The organism is Acetobacter lovaniensis, from assembly GCF_014207635.1.
Lineage (GTDB): Bacteria > Pseudomonadota > Alphaproteobacteria > Acetobacterales > Acetobacteraceae > Acetobacter > Acetobacter lovaniensis.
On the sequence record NZ_JACHIE010000001.1, the window covers coordinates 427,456 to 450,027 of the forward strand.

Here is a 22,572-nt window from a genome sequence, read left to right on the forward strand (position 1 = left end):
TGTCTGCTACCTGCCTCATTTACAGCAAATGCGACAACCGGCGCTGCCAGAGCGCCCTATGCTCTTGATTGCGGCCGATCATAACAGGCTGATCGTATGAAAAACAGATGACCTGTTCGCGCGCCCGCCCTGCGCCCATGCAAACAGCGTTGTAAGCGTGGCCTTAAGCCCTTACACAAGCATGAAGAAACCGGCTTAACGCCGCGCCGCTTTTAAGGAGCTTTCCTCATGGCTGGTCTTTTCCGTCTTTTTCATTCCCGTGCCAACACCTCCAGACCCGCCCGTATTCTGGGTCGTCTGGGTTGCGCGACCGCTGTGCTGGCCCTGACCGCCTGCGCCACACCGGAACAGAAAACATACGACATGGCTCTGGCAGATGCCCGCACGGATTCAAGCCTGTGCCAGTCCATCCGCTACTACCCGCTTCTGGCGCTGGCATGGCAGAAAGCGCACATAAGCGATGATGAAGACATGCAGAACGCCTCTGCCCCGCCAGCAGACGAGCCACCGCATATCAAGGTCACGGCTTCCACCGCCGTGCCGGATGTGCGCTTTCCGCCCTATTCCCAGCGGGCCTGCCGCATGACCGTTCAGGCAGGCAATCATGCGCCCGAAACCGGGTTCATGACCGTGGCCTACTTCATGCACAATGGCAAAGTGGATACCTCGCTGGTCAAATGGACCTCCGATACCGAAGTCTCGAAGTATTATGACGAACTCAAGGCCAAGATCAGCAGCGGTGTGGACATGAACAACCCCACGCTCAAGGCCTGCATGACGCACTACCCAGCCCTGCAGGTCAACAGCACCGACCCCGCCATGCAGCAGGCGGCGGTCAGCCTGCGCGCCCTGCTTGTCCGCCACTGCCTTGCAGACCATGCAGCCCTTAAAAACCTGTATGCGGACATGTATTTCATTCACCGCTAGGCTTTACGGCCTACGCCACACTCACCATGCCGGAACGGCCCCTTGCACTGAGGTCCAAAAACCTCATCCTGCACGGAACACGCCTCTTGTTTACAGGATAACAGACTCCATGAAGTACCAGTCCATCGCCCCCGACTTTGCCGTAGCTGGCCAGATTACCTCCAGCGATATTCCCGCAATCAAGGAGGCCGGGTTCAAAACCATTATCTGCAACCGCCCCGATGGCGAGGAAGCAGGCCAGCCTTCGGCTGAAACCATTGGTGAGGCCGTGCGCGCGGCGGGGCTGACCTTTATTGCCATCCCCATGGCCGCAGGCGTGCCCCCCACCTCTGACGTGGTGATTGAAACGCAGGAAGTGCTGAACACGCTGCCCGGACCATATTTTGCCTACTGTCGCTCGGGCAACCGCGCCGCGCAGGCATGGATGCAGGCCACACAGGGCTAACCCCTGCCGCCACCGCGCACAAAATGACAAAGGCCGCCCGGTTGGGCGGCCTTTGTCACAATAATTTGATAGTGGTGAAAACAGGTCCGTTTCAGCCCGGTTCCTGCCACCCTCCCATCTGGCACAGAACCTGCCAGTGCTCTGCCGAAACCGGGCAGACAGACAGGCGGGACTGACGAACCAGCGCCAGTTCCTCCAGCCCCGGCTCGGCCTTGATCCGCGCAAGCGTAACCGGCTCTGGCATGGGGCCTACCGCCTGAACATCCACACACACCCAGGCCCCACTTTCGGCCGTGGGATCCGAGTAGGCGGCACGCACCACTTCCACTACCCCCACAATCGCGCGCTGCACGTTGGAATGGTAGAAAAAGGCCCTGTCCCCCACCTGCATGGCGGCAAGGTTCTTTTTGGCCTGATGGTTCCGAACTCCGGTCCATGGCTCTACATGATTTGCAACCTGCTCGTCCCAGCTGAACGCGTCAGGCTCGCTCTTTACCAGCCAGAATGCCATGTTATTCCACCAGTTGCCCATCGCGGAAAACCGTGCGCAGGGGGCGCACGATCACGCTCTCAAACAGGTCCACCTTGGCGTAGGGGTCGGCTGCGGCAAAGCCCTCGGCACTCGCGCGGTCCTCGGCTTCAAGCAGGATCAGGCTACCGCAGGGTTTGCCGTCTGAATCAAGCTGTGGGCCACCAAACTGGATGCCTGCCTTGTTAAGCTCCAGAAAAGCCAGATGCTGGGCACGGGTGGCCATGCGCAGGTCCAGCGAGCCGGGGCGGTCCGTACAGATAATGGCAAACAACATGCCTCTTTTTCCTTCTGTTGTGTCTTACGGGCATGGTCGCCCATGAAGAACTGCATCGTGTCAGAACGCTTATCATGATATAAAGAAGACGGCAGCAGTCCCACTTTGAGGCATATTGCCTCCCACGGGCAAGGGTATCCCCCTCGCCCATAAACCAGACAGACGGAGCGGACCAACTTTTGAGCGCCTCACCGACCCTTGTCGCGCGTACTGGCAGTTTTTTCCACCGTTACGCCAACCCCGGCCGGTTTCTCAAGCTGGGCGCACGCCTCCAGCCATGGCTGACCTGGCCTGCCATTGCCTTTACCCTTGCGGGCCTTGGCTGGGGTTTGTTCTACTCCCCCGCCGACTGGCAGCAGGGAGATTCCGTGCGCATCATGTATGTGCATGTGCCCGCAGCCATGCTGGCATCGGGCGGGTATGCCGGGCTTGCTCTCTGCGGCGTGCTCTCGCTCGTGTGGCGCCACCCGCTGGCGGATCTGGCGGCGGTGGAAATTGGCCCCGTTGGCGCGTGCATTACCGCCCTGTGTCTGGCCACTGGCTCCATCTGGGGCAAACCCATGTGGGGCACATGGTGGGTGTGGGATGCGCGCCTGACCTCCGTGCTGGTCCTGTTTTTTCTCTACCTCGGGCATATCGCCCTGATCCGCGCGTTTGATGACCCGCAGCGCGGCTACCGTGCCGCCGCCATTCTGGCACTGGCCGGAGCTGTGGACCTGCCGATCATCAAGTTCAGCGTGCAATGGTGGAACACCCTGCACCAGCCCGACAGCATTACCTTGACCGGCGCGCCGACCATGTCATCCTCCATGCTGTGGCCGCTTGCTCTTTCCACCATCGGGTTCTCGCTGGGTTTTGCGGCCATTGTGGTGGCCCGCACCCGTGCCGCCGTGATGGAAAGCCGCATCCGCGCCCTGCTGTCCTCCCCCCGCCGGGGTGGATGAGCGGCATGACCCACCTCCCCTACATTGTGGCCAGCTACGGGCTGGCCGCCATTATGGCGCTTGTTCTCTCCCTTGGTGCGGCACTCCGGCTCAAACGCGACCGGGCCAGACTGGCAGCACTGGAGCAGACCCATAACCGCAACGCAGGAACACCCCTTACTCCATGACCCGCAAGACCCGTCGCCTCTGGCTTGTCCTTGCCTGTGTTGCCTGCCTTGGCACCGCGGCCGCCCTGATCCTGCGGGCTTTTTCTTCTGACATTGTTTTCTTTGTCACCCCCTCGCAGGTCGAAGCTTCACCCCCGCCAGCGGATCGCACGGTCAAGCTGGGTGGCATGGTTGTTGCAGGCTCGGTCAAGCGTGAAAAACACGGTGAAACCCCCGTTGCCACCTTTGCCGTAACAGACGGCCAGGCCGCCGTGACCGTGCAGTATGAAGGGATTTTGCCCGACCTGTTCCGTGAGGGGCAAAGTGTTGTTGCCATTGGCACGGTCAAGCCGCCACACGGATTTGTGGCGAGCGAGGTTCTTGCCAAGCATGACGAGACCTACATGCCCAAGGAAGTGGCCGAAGCCCTTAAAAAATCCGGCAAATGGGACCCCCGCTTTGGCCCTCCCCCCAGTGCTGCAAGCTGGAACACCATGACCGTGCAGGATGCAGGCAAGAGCCTTTCCGCCCCCGCCCCGGCAAACTGAACAGCCTGATTTAAAGAAGACGGGAGCCTCCCCCCAGATATGTTAAGCCCCGAACTTGGACATTACGCCCTTGCGCTGGCCTGTGTGCTGGCTGCCGTGCAGGGTATTATTCCCCTTATTGGCGCATCCCGGCGCGATGCGCGGCTTATGGCGCTGGCTCCCGGCCTTGCCATCGGGCAGATGATCGCCCTTGGCGTCTCCTTCCTCAGCCTGATTTACGCAGCGGTTACGGACGATTTTTCGGTCCAGAACATTGCGGAAAACAGCGCGGTTTCCAAACCTCTGCTCTACAAAATAACCGGCGTATGGGGCAACCACGAAGGCTCCATTCTGCTCTGGGCGCTTATTCTGGGCCTGTGTGGGGCAGCGGTGGCGGCCTTTGGGCGCAACCTGCCCTCCGCCCTGCGTGCGCGCGTTATTGCCGTGCTAGGCCTTGTAGCCACGGGGTTTGAACTGTTCTGCCTGACCACATCGGACCCGTTTGCCCGCATCTGGCCCGCTCCCATGGACGGTCAGGGCATGAACCCCCTGTTGCAGGACCCCGGTCTGGCCTTCCACCCCCCCATTCTGTACACGGGTTACGTAGGCTTTGCCGTACCCTTTGCCTTTGCCATTGCCGCGCTGATTGAAGGCCGGGTTGATGCAGCATGGGGCCGGTGGGTACGCCCGTGGGCTGTGGCCGCATGGTGCTTTTTAACCTGTGGCATCGCCATGGGGTCATGGTGGTCCTATTACGTGCTGGGCTGGGGCGGCTACTGGTTCTGGGACCCGGTGGAAAACGCCTCGCTCATTCCGTGGCTGACGGGCACCGCACTGATCCATTCCGCCATTGTGGTGGAAAAGCGCGAAGCCCTTAAAATCTGGACCGTACTGCTGGCTATTGCCACCTTCTCGTTCTCGCTGTCGGGCACGTTTCTGGTGCGTTCGGGCATTCTCAACTCCGTGCATGCCTTTGCAAACGACCCGGCACGCGGGGTGTTCATTCTGGGCCTGCTGGGCGTTGTTATTGGCGGCTCGCTTGCCCTGTTCGCCTACCGCGCCCCAACCCTGACCGCAGGCGGGCTGTTTGCCCCCATCTCGCGCGAGGGGGCACTGGTGCTCAACAACATTCTGCTGTGCTCCCTGTGCGCGGTGGTGCTGACGGGGACCATGTATCCCCCCTTTATGTCCCTGCTGTTTGACCGCACCATTTCGGTTGGCAAACCGTTTTTCGATGCAACGACCATTCCGCTGGCGCTGCCCCTGTTCATTTTCATGGGCTTTGGCCCCATGCTGCCGTGGAAGCGCGCACAGCTCTGGCCCGTGCTGCAAAAGCTGTGGCTTGCCGCCATTGTGGCGGCACTGGCCTGCGCGGTTGCCGTGTTTGAACTGTCTGGCGTGCTGGCCATTCTGTGCGCTGCTGCCGCATTGTGGGTTATTGCAGCCAGTGTGACCGATCTGGCAGAACGCACAAAACTGTTCCGTGTGCCTGTTGCCACATCCCTCCAGCGGGCACGCATGCTGCCCCGCGCCATTATTGGCACGGCCATTGCCCATGCAGGTGTAGGCATTACCGTGCTGGGCCTTGCCGCCATGTCTCAGGCACAGCACAAGATTGTGGAAGTGCCCATTGGCACCACCGAACAACTGGCCGGGTATGACTGGACACTCAAGGCCGTGGAGCAGGAACCCGGCCCCAACTACACGGCCATGGTCGCCACGCTGGAAGTCCGCCGCAATGGCAGGCTGGTTACGGTCATGCACCCATCCAAGCGTAGCTTTAACAGCCAGAACCAGACCACAACGGATGTTGCCATCCACACCAACATGCTGGCGGACCTGTACGGCGTTCTGGGCGACAGGCACGGCCCGGACACCAGCCCGACCTATGTGCTGCGCCTGCACTACAACCCGCTGGCACCATGGATGTGGCTGGGTGCGCTGATCATGGCGTTTGGGGGAGCCCTCTCCCTTTCTGACCGGCGTATGCGCGTAGGTGCGCCACAGCGGGCTAAACCCACCCCTGCAAGCACGAGCGTAGCATGACCACACCTTCGGATAACCTGACCCGCCGCCGCCTGCTTATGGCCCTGCCGCTGGCCGGAGCCGGTGTTGCCGGTGTTGCCTTCTGGAAAATGCTGGATGGCATGCAGCACGGCTCCTTCAACCCGCATGACATCAACGCCCCCGTGCTGGACCGGCCAGTGCCAGACTTTACGCTGGCCCCGCTCCCCCCGGCAGAAGGGTTTACAACGCAGGACCTGCAACAGCTTACCAAGCCCGTGCTGGTCAATTTTTTTGCGTCATGGTGCATTCCCTGCCTTGCGGAAATGCCAACCCTTATGACCCTCAAAGACAGGCTGACCATGTGGGGCATTGCCTACAAGGACAAGCCCGACAACATTGCCAGCTTTTTGCACCATTCCGGCAACCCTTTTACCCGTCTGGGAGATGACCATACCGGCCGGGCCGGGATTGAATGGGGTATTTCCGGCGTACCGGAGACTTTTCTGGTAGGGCCCGGAGGAATTATCCGCTGGCACACGGCAGCCCCTCTTACGGATGCGACCATTAACAGGGTCCTGCTGCCGCTGGTGCAAAGGCTGCAAACACCATGACCATACGCCACAAACTGGCAGCCCTTGCGGCTGGCCTGCTCCTTATGGCAACACCAGTGCTGGTGCTGGCGGTGGATGACCCGTCCGAAATGCTGCCCAACCCGCAGCAGGAGGCCCGTGCTCAGGCTATTGGCGCACAACTGCGCTGTCTGGTGTGCCAGAACGAATCAATAGAAGACAGCAGCGCCGGTCTGGCGCGTGATCTGCGCCGCGTTGTGCGCGAGCACGTTGCCAAGGGCGAGAACAACCAGCAGGTCATGGACTGGATGGTGAGCCGTTATGGCAACTTCATCCGCCTGAAACCTGCGTTTTCGCTGGGCACGCTTCTGCTCTGGGCCATGCCGGTGCTGGCTCTGCTTATGGGGATTGGTACGGCCTTTCTGTTCTACCGCCGCAGGGCCGCAGCGCCACCGCCGCCCCCCCTGACCGAAGATGAAAAGGCCCGTCTGGCCAGACTGACAAAGGACTGAGAGCATGATCTGGCTTTCCATCGGGCTGCTCAGCCTGCTTGCCCTTGCCCCGGCTATTGTAACACTGTGGAAGCGCACCCGCGTTATTCGGGATGAACGCAGCACCGCACTGGCCCTGCATGAAGCCCAACTGGTGGAACTGGACCGCGACCTTGCCATTGGCCTGATCGCCCCAACCGAACATGACGTGGCCATACTGGAAATCCAGCGCCGTATTCTCTCAGCCGATGCAGCGCCTTCCACGGCACGGGCAGACAGTTCGGCCATGCTGGGCTGGTTTGGCCTTGCCGCGGTACCTGCTCTGGCCATTGCCTTATACCTGACCAACGGCACACCTTACCTGCCAGCCCAGCCCCTTGGCCCAAGGCTGGTGGCCCAGCATATGCAGAACCGTAAGGCCGATGCCCTTATCGCCCAACTTCAGCAGGCCATGGCCAGCCTGCCTGCGGATGACCCCAACAGACGGCAGGGCTACCTGCTGCTCGGCCAGTTGCAGGCATCGGGTGACCATTACGCGCAGGCGGCGGAAGCATGGAACCATGCTCTGGCACTGGGTTTTGACCCCGAACTGGCTGCCCGCACGGCAGAAGCCATGACACGGGCGGAACACCACGTGACTGCGCAGGCACTGGAGCTGTTCCGCAAGGCGCTGGACGCTGCACCGCAGGATGCACCGTGGCGTCCCGCAGTGCAGGGCCGTATTGCACAGGGCGAGCATGATCAGGAAAACCCCTGATCTGCCTGTCGTTATTTCTGGCTAGAACCCACCGCCGGGCCGTGGTGCAAAGCCCCGGCCCCAGACATCTTCCGTTGTGCGCACACGCGGCGGGCGCGGCTGGCACGAAATAAGATACAGCCCCACGACAAACACGATGTTTGAAAAGGCGTTGAACCACACCGCCGTCCCGAATGTGGGAGGAGAGGTCAATGCCTGATACACAACGTACATGGCGAACGGGATAGAAACAATCCGTACGCTGACAAGCATGTGCCGCAGCGGGTTGGGTTTCCCCGGTTTGACCAGTACGCGCACACGGCCAAGCCCGATAAAAAAGCTGACGCACAGGCACCAGACCAGCACGTTAAAGATCATGTTACCAAAATCTTGCATACCGGTCAGTACAAACACGGCAATAATGGAAACGGCAGACAGCAGCAAAGAGCCAAACTGGCAGCTCATGCCTGCATCGAAGGCCGAAAAGCGTTCTGGCAGTCTGTCTGCCATGGGCTGACAGACCTGATCCAGCAGCCAGCTATCCATCCGTGTTATACGTTCACCGAGTGTCATGGCTGCATTATAACGGATTATGTGCCGTGATGCACGAAAATGCCGTGCATCATACACTTGCAGCCCGGCTTGCGGCTCAGGCGCTTTTTGTAGTGTCGGTTGTGGGCAGCACGCCATCGGGCGTATGCCTGTCCACGGCGTCGGGCAGAAAATGCACCAGCGCTGTCACCACGCTATCGGCTGGAAGGCCGGTTTTTTCCACCAGAGCATGTACCGCATCACTCCCCAGAATGGAGCGGATTTCATCCGGCGTGGCGGGCACATTGCCGCTCTGGCTGATCCATGAGCGTACCTTGTCCCCCAGCCCGACCTGATCGGCGCGGTCCAGCAGGGTCTGGATTGTCTGCGGCTGCGCCAGGGACTGGAACTGCTGTTTGACAAGTGTCTGGACATCTCCGCCCAGAACGCTTTCGACCTTACCTACAATACTCTGAAAAAAATCAGACATATCCACCATCTTTCCCATATCCGCCACCAGAGCGGCCTGTCGGCTGGCACGGCACCATTTGGTCGTGGAATGAATAACCGATCCATGCAATATTCATAAGCACAAACCGGCTCCAGACCGATTTTCCCCGTTTGAGAAGCGATAGCTGATATGCGTCTGAACCCACAAGGAAAAAACGGGAAAACACGCTACGGTTACAGCCAGTATTCCCCAGCTTCCTCCGTTGCAACAAAGTAGCCATTGTGCCCAGTCTTTCTTTTCCCCTGCTTGACAGGATCGGTCGCCTGCGGGCCTTCCGCCCGTTAGGGCCACCGGGTGCGCAGAGCAAACTGCCCCTGAACTGGCTGCTTGCGCCCACGCCATCCGCAATAGGGTTTGCTTTGCGGACGACAGCCTCCGCCCTGATCTCACTGGTTATCGCCCTGTGGATGGAACTGGACGACCCGCAATGGGCCCCCATGACCGTATGGATCGTGGCGCAGGGCTCCCGGGGGGAGAGCATGTCCAAGGCACGCTGGCGTCTGGTCGGCACAGGCATTGGGGTGGCCATGTCCATCACCCTTATTTCCGCCTTTAACCAGACCGCATGGCTGTTTTTTCCCGCACTCTCCATATGGCTGGGGTTATGCTGCGGGCTTGCAACCCTTGTGCGCAACTTTCGTTCCTACGCGCTGGTGCTGGCAGGTTATACAACGGCCATTATTGCCATAGGGGCCATTCCCCACCCCGAAAACGTGTTCATGACCGCCATGTCCCGCGCGACCTATATCGTGCTGGGCATTGTGTGCGAAAGCGCGGTCGCTGGTCTTTTTGCCCATAATCTGGCCGAGATGGCCCGCCGTAACATCCGTGACAAGCTCCGCATGGCCCTGAGCAACGTATCCGAGGCCGTGGCCAGCCTGCTGGCCGGGGATGAAGAAGCCCTGATCCGCTCACGCGCCATGTTTGGCCCCATCCTGTCCATTAACGACCAGATTGAGTTCTCTGAAGCCGAGATGGGCCCCCACGGGCATGAAGGGGACCATGCCCGCGCAGCCCTTGCTGCGGTTTCGGTCCTGCTCTCCCGCGGGCTGGGCATGACCGTACGCCTGCAATACGTCCAGACTGACCAGCCCATATTCCGCGAGACGGCCTCCAATGTCAGCACCTATCTGAGCAGCCTGCCAAACCGCCTGAACACGGAAACCGGAGTGCGCGCCATTCTGCGTGACCTGCAACTGCTCCGTGCGGAATGCCACCAGCAGATTGTGGATGCCCTGACGCACGAAATCGGGTCCGCCTTTACGCTGGAAGATGAACACGCCCAGATTTCCGCCTTGCTGGATGGGCGAATCCTGCACAATGCCATGGACGAACTGCTGGGTGAACTGGAGCAGGCCATCCGCGAATACGATGCCAGCCAGCACTTCATTCGTGGCGACCACTTCCATTTCCGCCTCCAGTCCCATGTGGACAAGCGCGAGGCTGCCTATAACGGCGTGCGTGCGGCCGTAGCTCTGTGTGCCGCCGGGCTGGTGTGGGAATTTACGGCATGGCCTACGGGCCTTGGCTTCATTACATTTGTCGCCATTGTCTGCGGGCTGTTTGCCACGCGGGAAAACCCTGTTGTTGCCACCACCCAGTTTATGATCGGTGGCATCTGGGCAGCCCTTGTTGCGTTTTTTCTAGTCTTTTTTGTCCTGCCCACACAATCCAATTACGAAATGCTGGTGGCTACGCTGGCCATTCCCATGTTTGCCGGTGGGCTGGCCGCGCGCAACGCCAGCACGGCCCTGCACTCCGCCGCCTATACCCTTTTGCTCCCCAACTTTGTACACCCGCTCAATCAGGGCCGGGTGGATGAGGTCACATGGTTCAACTCCACATGGGCCATTCTGCTGGGGGTATTTTTTGCGGTTCTTATTTTCCGCGCCGTGCTGCCCTTTAACAGCGCAGCCGAACGCTGGCGCATGCGCCGGACCCTGCTGCGGGACCTGCGGACACTGGCTTCAGCCGAACCCACCCCCATGACGCGGGACTGGATTGGCCGCAATATTGACCGCTTTGCCCGCCTGATCCGCCATGCTGGCCCTACCCCGTCCCCCACCATTGAAGGCTGCCTGCAGGGCACACTGGCCGCCATGACCATCGGGTTGAACATTATCCGCCTGCGCGCGCTGCTGCACCGCAACCAGATCCCCCCCCCAGCACGCCGGGCCATAGAAATTGTCATGAAGCGGATGAGCCATTTTACAGGCAAGTATGGCCATACAGCCCATGCGGCCCGTGTAGCAACCACCGCATTACGTCGGATGGAAGCGGCCGAGCCCAATATTTCCACCCGTATTGAACTCACCCGCGCCATTGCCTACCTGATCGTGGTTTCCCACGAACTGGACGCCAATGCCGTATTTCTGGACGCTACCCACCCTTACCGGGCAGTGTGAGTGTCATAATCGGGTTTGATCTGAGCCAAGGCTCCACACACAACGGCATGTCCGCGGGGAGCCTTATGCTCCGTGTGTAAACCGGGTGGGGCGTATACCTTACCCCACTTGGGCCTGTGCCAGACGACACGCCTCATGGCCTCATGGATGGGCGGGGAACTGGGGGAAGCATTGCCCCCCAACCCATCACCACCGCTGAGGCATTACAATAAGCGTTTTAATGGGCTTCAACATCATGGAAGCGGGTATAGTCCACCGTAATGCGCCCATCGGGGCGTGAAAGCACAATATCCACAAAACGGTGATTGTACTGCACACGGTCAAACCTGTAGGCCGTTCTTGCGAACACGGTCTGCCCCAGAGCCTCGTCCGTGCCGGTAACTGTTACAATAATTTCGGCTTCCTCCCCTTCCAGTTCGGCAACCGTTTTACCATGCAAGGGGCTGTCAGGCGTAATAACGTGGGCCATGACAAAAGCAAAACGCAGCACGGGCACATGGGATTGCATGAGCAGAAGCTGGTCAAACTTGCGAACCAGATGGCCGTTGTCGCTGACGACCAGGCGGGACAAAGCCACTTCAATATCGACCGATAAAATAACGCTCATCCGCAAGTTGGCGATACGGATGCACAGGGCGGGTATCCCTCCCTCGTTACTGATCACAGCTTTATTGCTGAACAACAGTCTGGCGCGAGGGCGGGCAAAACGGGCAAAAACCACGCCCGTTGCAAGGGCTGTCAGCATCATGCCCACACAGACCTCAATCGAGACAATGACATTGGCATAAGCCCCGATCGGGCTCATGGTCCCATAACCAACGGTCGAGAGTGTCTGCACGCTAAAAAAGAACAGGGACAGCAGCGTGCCGTGTGAGAGCCCCGTAATCTGGCCCGGGGCCACCATATACAACAACGCGAAAACAAGATTGATTACAATATAGGACACAACGGCAATAGCCGCAAAAGCAGGCCAGCTTGCTGTCAGTGCATGGTGGTAAAGATCGCTCCACACACTGTCCTTCACCCCCACACGCACGACATCACGATGGCTTTTTTCCTCAACCAGCGCATGCGCGCGAAAGCGTCTGATCGCCTCCTTGGTGCTTAAATGAAAACGCCCCCCCGCCCTACCATCGCGTTTGGGGACAACATTCTCCAGCTTGGTGTGGCGTTCTGCCTCCCCCTTGCGGTTGCGTTTTCTATAATGGTGGAAAAGTCTTTTCATCATCACCGCTCCGTGCGCACAGCCTGACGGACGGGCCTGCGCGTGAATGCGGTGTATACAGCAAGGCAGCTTCTGTGCTCCATGGATTATGCATGGAAGACCTGCTTGACCTACGATTATTTTCAGGCGTCATGCTTTTTCAAGAAATTGAAATAAAAACATCCCTTAAATGCCTCAAATAACACACCCTGACCTGATCCTCCGCCCCACCTGCTCCTGTCTTCCCCAACCGTTACGCGGGTACGGACCAACAGGATGACGGAGGGTATGCGGGGAAAACCCGAGGCTCCCGCGTATTCAGGACAACACGGCCAATGCCAGTGACGTTACCAGTGCATGGGCTTTACTGGCAGAGCAATAAAGTCACGCGGTAAAACCCCCGGTCAGTGTGCTCCGTCCGTTTCGGCAAAAGGTCTGAGCACACTCTCACCCGCATTACGTGCCCATGCCTGAGCATCATCCACCGGTGGCATGGGGTTGCCTTTGGTCAGGCTTCCATGGACCAGCGTTTGCGCATCCATCCGGTTCAGGCTGCCAGATTGCGCGGCGGCACTCTGAGCCGCCCGCGCCCACAGGACATGCGCTCTGGCCTGATCCCCCTGACTGGCTGCAATCCGTGCCGCAAGGGCAAGAGCGCGCGCCATGTCATGGTATGCACCTGCGCTCTGGCGCAGGCTTGCCGCCTGCTCCGCCTGCTGCCCGGCCAGTACGGGGTTGGCGTGGCGGAGCACGCGGGCCTCAATTTCAGCCCGGTCAGCCTGCTGTGCCACGGAAAGCGGCTCCTTAAGCCCAGACAGGTAAGCACCTGCGGCCTGAAGAGCGCTCTGATCGCCCTGCGCATCAGCAGCAAGGCCCAGCACAAGGGCTGCCCGTGCGGCAACACCCGTATCGGCGGAGTGCATGGCCTGCTGCGCCAGAGGAATGGCCTGCGCGTAATGGCCAAGCCGGTAATGGCTTGCGGCTTCGACCAGATCGAGCGAGGACATATCCTGCGCACCACGCAGTAGCACAGCCTGACGGGTAGCCTGTGCTGCCTTAAGCGCTTCCGCAGGCATGTTGGCTGCCAGTTGCGAGACGGCAAGGTCATACCCCGCCTCAGCCACGGCTGTTCCATCATCACGCGCAAGCGCCAGATTGGCCGCCTTGCGGTACTGCGAGACGGCAACAGTATAACGCCCCAGATCAAAGGAATCCCGGCCCGCCATCATGGCCTGATCCCAGGCGGCGTCATCCTGCGCCGTGGGTTTGCTCTGGCTGGCACCGCACCCGGCCAGAAGCAGTGGGGCTGTCAGCGCCAGCATATGTGCAAGGCGTCTCATGGCCGCACCTGCTGGGGAGCCAGACGTTTATGGTGCGTCACCTTCTGTCCACCCAGCAGCCACATCCCCCGCAACTGGTCAGTCAACTGCTGTAAGCCGTAAAGTGTGGTCTGGGCCTGCGCCAGCATGGCGGGCAGGTCCGCCGTACTGGCCTCCACATTGCTGGCGATGGCTGGCAGATGCGGCGTTGCATCCTTGACGTCCTTAGTCGCGGATTTGAGGTTGCCCATCGTGGCGTCTGTTTTATTCATGATCCCCGAAACCTGTTTTTCAATTGGCTTGAGCCGTTCGATCACAGCATCCAGAGAGGCAATGGTCGCTTCGGACTGGCGGATAAGCTGATCGTTGGTCATCAACTGCCCGATTGTCCCCTTGCCCGCGTGCATGTCGGTAATGGTGCCATCCAACTGGGCCATCATATGTCTGGCGCTGGCCAGCGCGGGCATGATTTCGGCCTGAATACTGTTCAGGGTCGCGGTAATCTGGTCTGCGGGGTTGGGGGCCGGGGTGGCCGAAATAACGGCGTAGCTCCAGTCCATCGGGTCCCCATGCCCACGGCTGAGGTCCAGAAAGGAAGCGCCTGTTACAATAAGCTGCTTGCGGATAAGGGCTGTACTGTCCCGCCGGATAAAGGGTTTGGCCTGTGGGTCAAGGTCAACCATGGCGTACATATTGCCTGATGGATTGAGCTTGATGCTGCGGATGGTGCCCGCATGCGCCCCCATAAGCTGTACGTCCCCGCCAACAGTCAAACCGCCAACGCCAGACGCTGGCAGCACAACGCGCAGCCGTGCAGGTGGGGTCAGCCAGTCACGCAGCACACCAGCCTCGATAACCGCGCCCCCAAAAATGAGTATGCTCAGAAGTACAAGAAACCCGACCCATTCATCTGCATAACGCAGGGAAATGAGAGGTTTTACTTTCTGTCGTAAGCGGAGTTGGAACATTATCCCATCCGTACTGCTACAAGACCATCATCTGCAAGCCGCCAGGTTGCCGTAACACCCTGCCGATATTCCTGCCAGACCGCGTTATTCCTTACCAGCCAGATGACCCCGGCACCCCTGTCGCGCGCCTCGGTTATTGCAGCCAGAAAAGAATTGCTCAATTCTGCCGGTCCACTCTCAAGCGGGTCTTCCAGCAGCAATAAATGGGGCCTTCCCAAAAAAGCCCGCACACAGCTTGCGCGCAAAAGGTCTTCCTCAGGTAAAAAGCTGGGGTTTTGCGTGGGCAGGCCGGGCAGACCAAACCTTTCCGCCAGCCGGGCGGCATCATGCACCAGAACATCAATCGGACGGGTTGTATGGTGCAACTGCTGCAATACAATCGCCAGATGCACCGGCACAAATTCGGGCCAGCTTGCCCGGTGCGTCACACGTCCGATACGCCCGCGCAGGGCGTTGAGTTCCCGGTCGCCCAGATCAGCCCAGTCCAGCCCCATAAACCGCACGGAACCATCCTCCAGCGGCACAAGCCCACAGCACAGGTCCGCAAACATGGTGGCGTGTCCTATGTCGCGCGCTTCCACCACCATGCAGTCTCCGGGCATCAGCTTCATGCTGAACGGAACCGGCGGCAGACCGCTCTCATCAAAAGACGGGATTGCCTTGTTCAGCTCAAGCAGGGGGCCGGAAGCGTACATATCCATCTTACAGATCCAGACTGAACAGAACGCTCACCACCATCACAATCAGCATCCCGCGGGAAAAGCCACGGGGCAGCAGGGTGCGCAGTGAATCCTCGCTTGTGGCGGTCAACCCTGTCAGGCAGCCACCAAGCCCCACCACAAACCCGACGGTAATAAACTTGAGCGGGATAATAACATAATCCGTGCCGGACATGGCTGTTGCCACATCATCCAGAAAAACCCAGACCGGGTTGTTGATCACGCCGGACATGCGGCTCATCACGTACCCCGTAACAAGGGACGAGAACGAAAACAGGATCCCCAGCGTAAACCCGGCCACGGTAAAAGCCAGTGTACGGGGCAGCACCAGCAGCAGAAACGGGTCTATGCCCACAGCCTGCATGGAACGGATTTCCCCCCCGATGCTCAGAAGCCCCAGCTCCGTGGTGGAGAGCATGCCATTCCGCCCCAGCAGAAGCACGCCCACCAGAATGGGCGCTATTTCACGCACGACAACATTGATCAGGATAGAGCCGGTCATGGTGGCGAGCCCGGTCAGACCCAGCCAGTAAATAACCTGTGACACAGCGGCAAGCCCGGTCAGCACACCGGCAAACATGGTGGCGAGAAGCCCACCGCGGATAATGTTGTTCATGGTGCTGACAAATTCGTACCGCACCGTCCTGCGCCATGAATGCGCACGAAAACTCTCGAAGATCACCCCCCAGGATGCGCCCAGCATGATGAGCAGAAAGCGCGCCTGCCTGCGCGTAAGACGCCCGATCCATGCCAGCTTGCCAAGGCCCCACTGGACTGGTGCAAAAAAGCCGCCCTGCCCTGTCTGCCCGGCCAGCACCGGGTCGCGCGTTGTATCGGTGGGGGGCGGAAGTGGCTGGGGAGCCTGTGGGTCGGTCTCACTCATCGGCGGGCCGCCAGCGTATAGGCACGGCCAAGGCCCAGATGCGGCACAAAGAACGAGCCACGGCTGCGGAACAGGTAACGGTCACGCAGGCTGGCATAAACACGCTCCGTAACCTGAATGGTGCCGGGGTCTATTGCACTTTCTGCCATCAGTTCAGCAAGAGAGACAGTCTGCCCCCACAGGTTGAACACCGTTGGCGTCTGCCCCACGGCCCCACCAAAGGCGGGGCCAAAATCCATACCCATGGTAAACACGGGTTCCAGATCGGCAGCAGCCAGCGCCCCCATGAATGTTTCACGCATTTTAAGCGCGGCATTGGCCAGACGAACCAGAGCTGTGGGGTCTGGCTCCGTTGTGCAGCCCGCCATGCAGATCATACGGTGCCCGGCCACTTCCACCGCGAACAGGTGCTCTTCCTGCGCAACACTCTGGACCTGTGTGGCCAGCTGGTTGATCAGGGCGATCAGGGCTGTGGTTTCCTTGTTTCCTTCCACCACAGGGTCGGAAAAGCTGACAACAAGCACGGCAACGGAGGGGTAAATACTCGCACCGGTTACCTCCGCCATTTCATCCGCCCGCATGAGCAGATTATCGGATAGGGGCGTGCCTGTTACCGCTACGGGAGCGGAGGTCTTGCTGTCTGTCGCAGGTTTCTGCTGGGCTTCCAGCGCGTCCTGCGCGGCAAAGCGCGTACCCGCAATGCTGGCCATAAGCTCCACAAAATACAGCAGATGCGGCAGCATGACCGGGTCTTCCAGCGCAAGCATACCCAGCGTGCCATGAGGGCCATGAACAGGGTACACCGCAAGTGCGCGGGTACTGACCTCACGCATGACCAGCCGCTCAAACCGTGTCGTACGTTCATCCGTTGCAGCGTTGCTGACGGAGAAGGAAGACCCTTCCTCTATGGCGTCAAAGAACTTGCCCAGTTCCTCCCGCCCCATTTCAAACCCGCCGGAATGGGTGTTCTGGGTCCGGTCATAGGTATCATCACACACCATGGCGGCGCCATCATGCAAAAACCGCCACAGGCTGGCGCGGCGCGCACCCGCAACCTGCGCCAGTTGCTCCGTAAGAACCAGTGCATCTGCCGCAGGGTCAAACAGATGCGGCGCCACCGCCACCTGCTGCAAGGCACCACTTTCCTGCGCGACCTGAGACTGCTGCACCGCAAGCCTGCGGTTACCTGCTTCCGTCCGACGCAACTGGCGGATGTAAAGCCCTCCCAGAAGGAGCGAAAACACCGTAACAATCCCCGCGAACTGAAGGCTCTGGCGGCTGCTCTGATGCGCAAAGCTGCCAAAATCGTTTTCGGGGGCGGCAATCAGCAAAATCCAGCCCTGCGAGTAACGCGGCAGGGCCGAAGCCATGGTGATATAGGACCTGCTGTCCCATTCCACATGTTTGGGGCCAAAACCACGCACCCGGTAATGATCATACCCCAAGGCAAAAACCGGGTAGATTTTGGGGTCCAGCACCATTTTGTCCGGGTCCCAGCCTGCGGCCTCCGCATGCTGGGTAAGATTGCGCCCTGCAATAACCCGTCCCTCGCCGTCCACGATCATGGCGCTGCCGGATTTGCCGATTTTGATTTTATCCAAAAAGGCGCTGAGTTCGTTGAGCGAGATGTTGGTGGCAAACACCATCTCATGCCCGTCATCACGCCGGAAGCGGAGCGAACTGGTCATGACAAACTGCTTGTCGGTCGGGAACAGGTAGGGCTGCGTCCACTGGATGGTGTCTTTGCCAGCCGTGTTTTTATACCACGGGCGCACGCGCGGGTCGTAATCACCGGCCGGGGCATCATACTGCCGGACCTGCTGCCCCGCGGTATTGAAAAGAACATGATGCAGAACTTTTGCGCCACCTGGCTGCGTAACAAGGCGGACATGGTCCTGCACGTCCTTGTCGGGGGAGCGGGTGATCAGCGTAAAATTACCCTGATCATCGGCCAGATAAAAAGACTGCAACTGCGGAATTTTTTGCAGCATGATGCTGCCGTAGGAATAAAAGACCTTATCCGACACCTGCGGCGGGGCATGCTCGATCATGCCTGCTGCAATCAGGTTCCCGGCGGCGGAAGGCGCGATATAGTCCCCTACTTCCTGCCCGATATAGTGCTGGGTTGCCTCCATAAGCTCACGCGTGAGAACAGACACACCCTCGCTCGTCGTGCGGTATGAACTGATGCCCACCCACGCAATGGCCACAACAGTCATGATGATCAGCACAAAGGGGAGAACCATGTGCAGCAGCACCCGCTGGATGGATGCATCGTGCTGAACTGTCGGGTCTATGATCTCTTCAGAAGACACGCACCAAATTCCACTGCCTGTTGGTCAAGAACATTCGCGCCCCTGCCACCATGGCCTCAGGCAAAACCACTGGCGCAATGCAAAGATGGGCTCTCCGTACAACAGAGATGTCTATCAGGTAACGTGCCTGTCACCAGCAGAGTTGTCCACCCCTTTAAGGGAGTGGCAGATCTGACCGCCAGTTCACCTCAAAACGGGTCTGCACACCCAGTGCCTGCCCAAGACGGTCCAGCCCACGCCGCACACTTTCACCCTTTACGGCAACACGGGTGGAGGTCAGGGTCAACACGAGTTCCGCCCCCTCCCACGCAAGGGATGTTCCTTCCAGCAGGCTTCCCGCTCCGCCAGACAGGGAATAGGCCAGACGCAACGCCAGACCGCAGGCCACGGCGTCACGCCGCTCCCCATCACCCAGCAGGGCAAAGGATGGCATCAGGGCGGGCGAGTTCATATCCACCGAATAGCGCACGGCAAGCGCCAGAGACAGCCAGACACGCGCACGGTGGTCAAACCCTGCCCCCTGCACACGCAAAATCCGCAGGTAGGTCTGCTCGGCCCGGTATTCGGGGTGGTCGTGGCTGCCAATATCGGACAGCCAGCAGGCTATACGGCGCAGGTGCTGTTCTTCCGCCGTTTCGTTCGGCTTGATGCAGCCTGTCCATGTCCACAGGATTTCGGGCAGGGTATTGCTGCGACCAAAGCGTGCACACATGTCGCGCGCAACGCTTTCCATCGGATCCTGCGGCAGGTAGCTGGGGGCCACGTTCATCATGTACCAGCCTTCGCGCAGGCCATCCACGCAGAACACGATCTTGCTGGGCTGGACTTTTTTCATCAGCCTGCGCAGGACCACGGCGGCAAAGGGAATATCATCCAGCCGTTTGCGAGGAGCACCGGGCAGGCTCTCAAGGCTCCGGCGGGAGCTGTTCTGGAGCCAGCCGGTCATCTCGCGCGCTTCCTGCACGTCCAGCGTGTAGTAGTGCACAATGTTCAGCGGGTACTGGGTTCGTGCAATCTGTAGCCGCGCGAGCGCACGGAACGCCCCCCCGACCAGATAAAGCGGCTGCCCCCGGACCCTGGACAGCCAGTCAACACCATCAATGTCCTGATCGGTCAGCAGTTTGGCAATGTCCAGATCCCCCCCGCAGCGATCCGCCAGACGGATCATGCCCAGAGGCAGGGTTGTGGCATCGTGCCGTCCGGTTTCGGTCAGGTGAATGAGTTCGAGCGACCCGCCCCCGACGTCGGCCACCAGCCCGTCTGCTCCGGGTATGCCGCACATGACCCCAATGGCGGAATGGTCAGCCTCCTCCTTGCCAGACAGAATACGCACCGGCACACCGGGCATGCTCTGGCGCAGCATTTCCACAAAGGCCGGGCCATTTGTGGCGTCACGCACGGCAGCCGTGGCCAGCACCTCGAACGGGTCAGCCTGCATGGCGCGCGCAATGGCATGGAAACGGCTGAGCACCTCCATGGCCATGCCCACACCTTCATCATTCAGGCGACCTGTGGTGGTAAGCCCCCGACCAAGCCGTAACACGGCTTTTTCGTTAAAAATGGGCTGCGGATTGCGCGAGACCCCCTCGAACACAACCAGACGAACCGAGTTGGACCCAAGATCAACCACCGCTGAACGACGCTGCATGTCCGTCTCCATTACCAGCCGTTCCCGGGCAGGCCATTATGCTGCCCGGCAGTATGAAAGTGCACAGACATACGCGACATATGGGAAAAAGAAACCCCGTTTTCAGTCATCCAGCATCAGGTCTTTGGTCTGGGAGAGGGAGGCAGGTGCCCTGCTCAGGCTTTCATGGGCCGCGGACCCCCGCCCGGAAAGGGAAGGATGGGTCATGAACCATTCATGCGCGGAGAACGCCTTAGAGCCAGCACCAAGCCTGCGCCACACCCCATTCTGCTCCAGTATCCATGACTGAAGGGTATCGCGGATGTTGGATACCATGATCTGGTCCAGCACCTGCGCATGCACGGTGGGGTTGGTAATGGGCACCATGCTTTCCACCCGCCAGTCCATGTTGCGGGTCATCCAGTCGGCGGAGGAAATATAGACCTTGGCATGGCGCGATGGCAGGCGGTGGCCGTTGCCAAAGGCAAAAATGCGCGAATGTTCCAGAAAACGGCCCACAATGGATTTGATCCGGATGTTTTCCGAAAGTCCGGCAACGCCGGGGCGCAGGCAGCATATGCCGCGTATGACCCCTACAATCTTAACCCCGGCACAGGATGCGCGGTACAGGCAGTCGATCAGGTCCGCATCGACCAGCGCATTCATTTTCAGCCAGATCGTACCCGGACGCCCCGCTTTGACATGCGCGATTTCCTCCTCGATCAGGTTCTTGAGCGTGCTGCGGATGGTAATGGGGGAAAAGGCGATTTCCTCCATCTGCGCAGGCATGGCGTAGCCGGTCACGTAGTTGAACAGCCGCGCCGAATCCCGCGCAAGAGCCGGGTTACACGTAAAGAACGACAGGTCAGTATAAACGCGCGCCGTAATGGGGTGATAGTTCCCCGTGCCGAAATGGGCATAGGAGCGCACCTGTGCTCCCTCCCTGCGCACCACGAGGCTAAGCTTGGCATGGGTTTTAAGGTCGGCAAAGCCAAACACCACCTGCACACCGGCGGCTTCGAGCGCACGGGCGAGGCGGATATTGGCTTCCTCATCAAAGCGCGCACGCAGTTCCACCATAGCCGTGACCGACTTGCCTGCCTCTGCCGCCTCGATCAGCGCCTTGACGATGGGGGAATCGCGCGACGTGCGGTACAGGGTCTGCTTGATGGCGATAACATTGGGGTCCAGCGCTGCCTGACGCAGGAACTGCACCACCACATCAAAACTTTCAAACGGGTGATGAACCAGCAGGTCCTTGGCCCGGATGGCGGCAAAGCAGTCCCCGTTAAAATCGAGTATCCGCTCGGGAAAGCGCGGCGTATAGGGCGGGAAGAGCAGGTCCGGCCGATCATCCACGATCATCTGCTTGAGGTCCGCCACCCCGATCATGCCTGAATGGACGGCAATTTCGTCCGGTGGCAGGTCCAGATCGGAGGCAATGGCTTCGGCCAGTTCGGCGGGGACGCGCTTTTCCATGTCCAGATGGATAACCACCCCACGGCGGCGGCGCTTGAGTGCGCTTTCGTAGGAGCGAACAAGGTCTTCCGCCTCGTCCTCAAACTCCACATCCGTATCGCGCACAACCCGCAGCACACCGCTCTCGCCCACAACCAGCCCGGCAAACAGCCGGTCAATGAACAGGGAGATCAGGTCTTCCAGACGAATAAAGCGCACACGGGCAGGCTCGCCCGCAACAGCCTCACCCGTGGCAGGCAGGCGAATAAAACGCTCAACCTGTGCGGGAAGCAGGATAAGGGCGTTCATGGCGAACAGGCCCGTGCCCTCGTACAGAAGGCGCAGGCCCAGCGCCAGCCCCATGTTGGGAATAAAGGGGAGCGGATGGGCCGGATCGACCGCAAGCGGCGTCAGTACGGGAAAAATGCGATCCATGAAGCAGGTTTGCAGCCATTCCCTGTCCGCATCGTTCAGGTCCTGCGTTTCGCACAGTGTCACGTGGGATGCGGCGAGCAGGCCACGCAGTTCCACCCATATCCGCTGCTGCTCGCGCAAAAGGCGGGCACAGCGCTCGCGCACCGCGTCCAGTTGCTGCGCAGGAGTGCGGCCATCGGGGGAGATGGTGGTCAGCCCTTCGCGGATCTGGCCGACAAGCCCCGCCACACGCACGGAATAGAATTCGTCCAGATTGCTGGCGCTGATGGACAAAAAGCGCAGCCGTTCCAGCAGCGGGTTCCGGGCGTTATCCGCCTCATCCACCACGCGCTGGTTGAAATCGAGCCATGAGAGTTCGCGGTTGATGAAGCGCGAGGGCGTTTGCAAGGTAACTTTGGGCTCAACCTCTTTTTTGGCACGGGTACTGACTGCGGCCCTGGTGCGTGAAGACGCGCGTTTGGAAGGCCCACGTGTACGACTGACGGGGGGGGTGTTCTTTTTATTGTGTGCGGCCACTAGCCTGCGCTCCCTCTCCTGCATTGTCTGCCCCGGCAATCCGGCCGATCCGTGGACCGCACCAAACCGGATACGCCGTCAGC

The 22,572-nt window shown here is 59.9% G+C and carries 22 protein-coding genes; 10 read left to right on the forward strand and 12 right to left on the reverse strand.

Annotated features, from left to right (window positions below; genetic code table 11):
* Positions 1–228: 228 nt before the first annotated feature.
* Together HNR55_RS01960 and HNR55_RS01965 are read left to right on the forward strand one after the other, a co-directional pair.
* On the forward strand, positions 229–927 hold the full coding sequence (locus HNR55_RS01960) for a hypothetical protein (RefSeq protein ID WP_166110559.1): 699 nt from the start codon (positions 229–231) through the stop codon (positions 925–927).
* 109 nt (positions 928–1,036) lie between these two features.
* The gene (locus tag HNR55_RS01965) at positions 1,037–1,372 is read left to right on the forward strand and encodes a TIGR01244 family sulfur transferase (RefSeq protein WP_166110563.1); all 336 of its coding nucleotides are present in this window, start codon (positions 1,037–1,039) and stop codon (positions 1,370–1,372) included.
* 91 nt (positions 1,373–1,463) lie between these two features.
* Here HNR55_RS01965 and HNR55_RS01970 read toward each other — a convergent pair whose 3' ends face one another.
* A complete protein-coding gene (locus tag HNR55_RS01970; protein WP_166110566.1) occupies positions 1,464–1,883 on the reverse strand; it encodes an EVE domain-containing protein in 420 nt (139 codons plus the stop codon).
* A gap of 1 nt (position 1,884) precedes the next feature.
* Positions 1,885–2,178: a YciI family protein gene (locus HNR55_RS01975; protein WP_166110569.1), complete on the reverse strand. Its 294-nt coding sequence runs from the start codon at positions 2,176–2,178 to the stop codon at positions 1,885–1,887.
* A 179-nt stretch (positions 2,179–2,357) separates the two neighbouring features.
* Between HNR55_RS01975 and HNR55_RS01980 the strand changes: the two genes are divergently transcribed.
* From HNR55_RS01980 to ccmI, 7 genes are read left to right on the forward strand one after another with little or no spacing between them, the layout of a single operon-like run.
* Positions 2,358–3,122, forward strand: coding sequence for a heme ABC transporter permease (locus tag HNR55_RS01980; RefSeq protein ID WP_166110572.1), 765 nt, complete (start codon positions 2,358–2,360; stop codon positions 3,120–3,122).
* Between the two features lie 5 nt (positions 3,123–3,127).
* Complete coding sequence (locus HNR55_RS01985; protein WP_143221875.1) at positions 3,128–3,289, forward strand: heme exporter protein CcmD; 162 nt, start codon at positions 3,128–3,130, stop codon at positions 3,287–3,289.
* Complete coding sequence (gene ccmE, locus HNR55_RS01990) at positions 3,286–3,816, forward strand: cytochrome c maturation protein CcmE (RefSeq protein ID WP_166110575.1); 531 nt, start codon at positions 3,286–3,288, stop codon at positions 3,814–3,816. Before HNR55_RS01985 ends, ccmE begins: the two co-directional genes overlap by 4 nt.
* A 39-nt stretch (positions 3,817–3,855) precedes the next feature.
* The gene (locus tag HNR55_RS01995) at positions 3,856–5,841 is read left to right on the forward strand and encodes a heme lyase CcmF/NrfE family subunit (RefSeq protein ID WP_166110578.1); all 1,986 of its coding nucleotides are present in this window, start codon (positions 3,856–3,858) and stop codon (positions 5,839–5,841) included.
* Positions 5,838–6,413 (forward strand): DsbE family thiol:disulfide interchange protein, encoded by a 576-nt coding sequence (locus tag HNR55_RS02000; RefSeq protein WP_166110581.1) that lies wholly within the window; start codon positions 5,838–5,840, stop codon positions 6,411–6,413. The genes HNR55_RS01995 and HNR55_RS02000 overlap by 4 nt, the downstream gene beginning before the upstream one ends.
* Complete coding sequence (locus HNR55_RS02005) at positions 6,410–6,883, forward strand: cytochrome c-type biogenesis protein (protein ID WP_166110584.1); 474 nt, start codon at positions 6,410–6,412, stop codon at positions 6,881–6,883. The genes HNR55_RS02000 and HNR55_RS02005 overlap by 4 nt, the downstream gene beginning before the upstream one ends.
* Positions 6,884–6,887: 4 nt before the next feature.
* The gene (ccmI, locus tag HNR55_RS02010) at positions 6,888–7,619 is read left to right on the forward strand and encodes a c-type cytochrome biogenesis protein CcmI (RefSeq protein ID WP_166110586.1); all 732 of its coding nucleotides are present in this window, start codon (positions 6,888–6,890) and stop codon (positions 7,617–7,619) included.
* Positions 7,620–7,640: 21 nt separating this feature from the next.
* On the opposite strand, the gene HNR55_RS02015 is transcribed toward ccmI, so the two are convergent.
* Together HNR55_RS02015 and HNR55_RS02020 are read right to left on the reverse strand one after the other, a co-directional pair.
* Positions 7,641–8,171 carry a hypothetical protein gene (locus HNR55_RS02015; RefSeq protein WP_166110590.1) on the reverse strand — a complete coding sequence of 177 codons (531 nt, stop codon included), beginning with the start codon at positions 8,169–8,171 and terminating at the stop codon, positions 7,641–7,643.
* Positions 8,172–8,247: 76 nt separating this feature from the next.
* Positions 8,248–8,619, reverse strand: coding sequence for a YidB family protein (locus HNR55_RS02020; protein ID WP_166110593.1), 372 nt, complete (start codon positions 8,617–8,619; stop codon positions 8,248–8,250).
* A 242-nt stretch (positions 8,620–8,861) separates the two neighbouring features.
* On the opposite strand from HNR55_RS02020, the gene HNR55_RS02025 reads away from it, so the two are divergent.
* On the forward strand, positions 8,862–11,045 hold the full coding sequence (locus HNR55_RS02025; protein ID WP_166110596.1) for an FUSC family protein: 2,184 nt from the start codon (positions 8,862–8,864) through the stop codon (positions 11,043–11,045).
* Positions 11,046–11,262: 217 nt separating this feature from the next.
* Here the strand turns inward: HNR55_RS02025 and HNR55_RS02030 are convergent, their stop codons facing one another.
* The 8 genes from HNR55_RS02030 to HNR55_RS02065 form a co-directional block, all read right to left on the reverse strand.
* Positions 11,263–12,273, reverse strand: coding sequence for an ion channel (locus tag HNR55_RS02030; RefSeq protein WP_373318129.1), 1,011 nt, complete (start codon positions 12,271–12,273; stop codon positions 11,263–11,265).
* A 380-nt stretch (positions 12,274–12,653) separates the two neighbouring features.
* The gene (locus tag HNR55_RS02035; protein WP_166110599.1) at positions 12,654–13,589 is read right to left on the reverse strand and encodes a hypothetical protein; all 936 of its coding nucleotides are present in this window, start codon (positions 13,587–13,589) and stop codon (positions 12,654–12,656) included.
* Positions 13,586–14,536, reverse strand: coding sequence for an MlaD family protein (locus tag HNR55_RS02040; RefSeq protein ID WP_166110602.1), 951 nt, complete (start codon positions 14,534–14,536; stop codon positions 13,586–13,588). The genes HNR55_RS02035 and HNR55_RS02040 overlap by 4 nt, the downstream gene beginning before the upstream one ends.
* Complete coding sequence (locus HNR55_RS02045; protein WP_166110605.1) at positions 14,536–15,237, reverse strand: ABC transporter ATP-binding protein; 702 nt, start codon at positions 15,235–15,237, stop codon at positions 14,536–14,538. The genes HNR55_RS02040 and HNR55_RS02045 overlap by 1 nt, the downstream gene beginning before the upstream one ends.
* 1 nt (position 15,238) lies before the next feature.
* The gene (locus HNR55_RS02050; RefSeq protein ID WP_166110608.1) at positions 15,239–16,138 is read right to left on the reverse strand and encodes an MlaE family ABC transporter permease; all 900 of its coding nucleotides are present in this window, start codon (positions 16,136–16,138) and stop codon (positions 15,239–15,241) included.
* Positions 16,135–18,453 (reverse strand): adenylate/guanylate cyclase domain-containing protein, encoded by a 2,319-nt coding sequence (locus HNR55_RS02055; protein WP_166110612.1) that lies wholly within the window; start codon positions 18,451–18,453, stop codon positions 16,135–16,137. Before HNR55_RS02055 ends, HNR55_RS02050 begins: the two co-directional genes overlap by 4 nt.
* Positions 18,454–18,607: 154 nt before the next feature.
* Positions 18,608–20,113 (reverse strand): Ppx/GppA family phosphatase, encoded by a 1,506-nt coding sequence (locus HNR55_RS02060; protein WP_166110615.1) that lies wholly within the window; start codon positions 20,111–20,113, stop codon positions 18,608–18,610.
* A 90-nt stretch (positions 20,114–20,203) separates the two neighbouring features.
* The gene (locus tag HNR55_RS02065; protein WP_184382517.1) at positions 20,204–22,489 is read right to left on the reverse strand and encodes an RNA degradosome polyphosphate kinase; all 2,286 of its coding nucleotides are present in this window, start codon (positions 22,487–22,489) and stop codon (positions 20,204–20,206) included.
* Between the last annotated feature and the right edge of the window lie 83 nt (positions 22,490–22,572).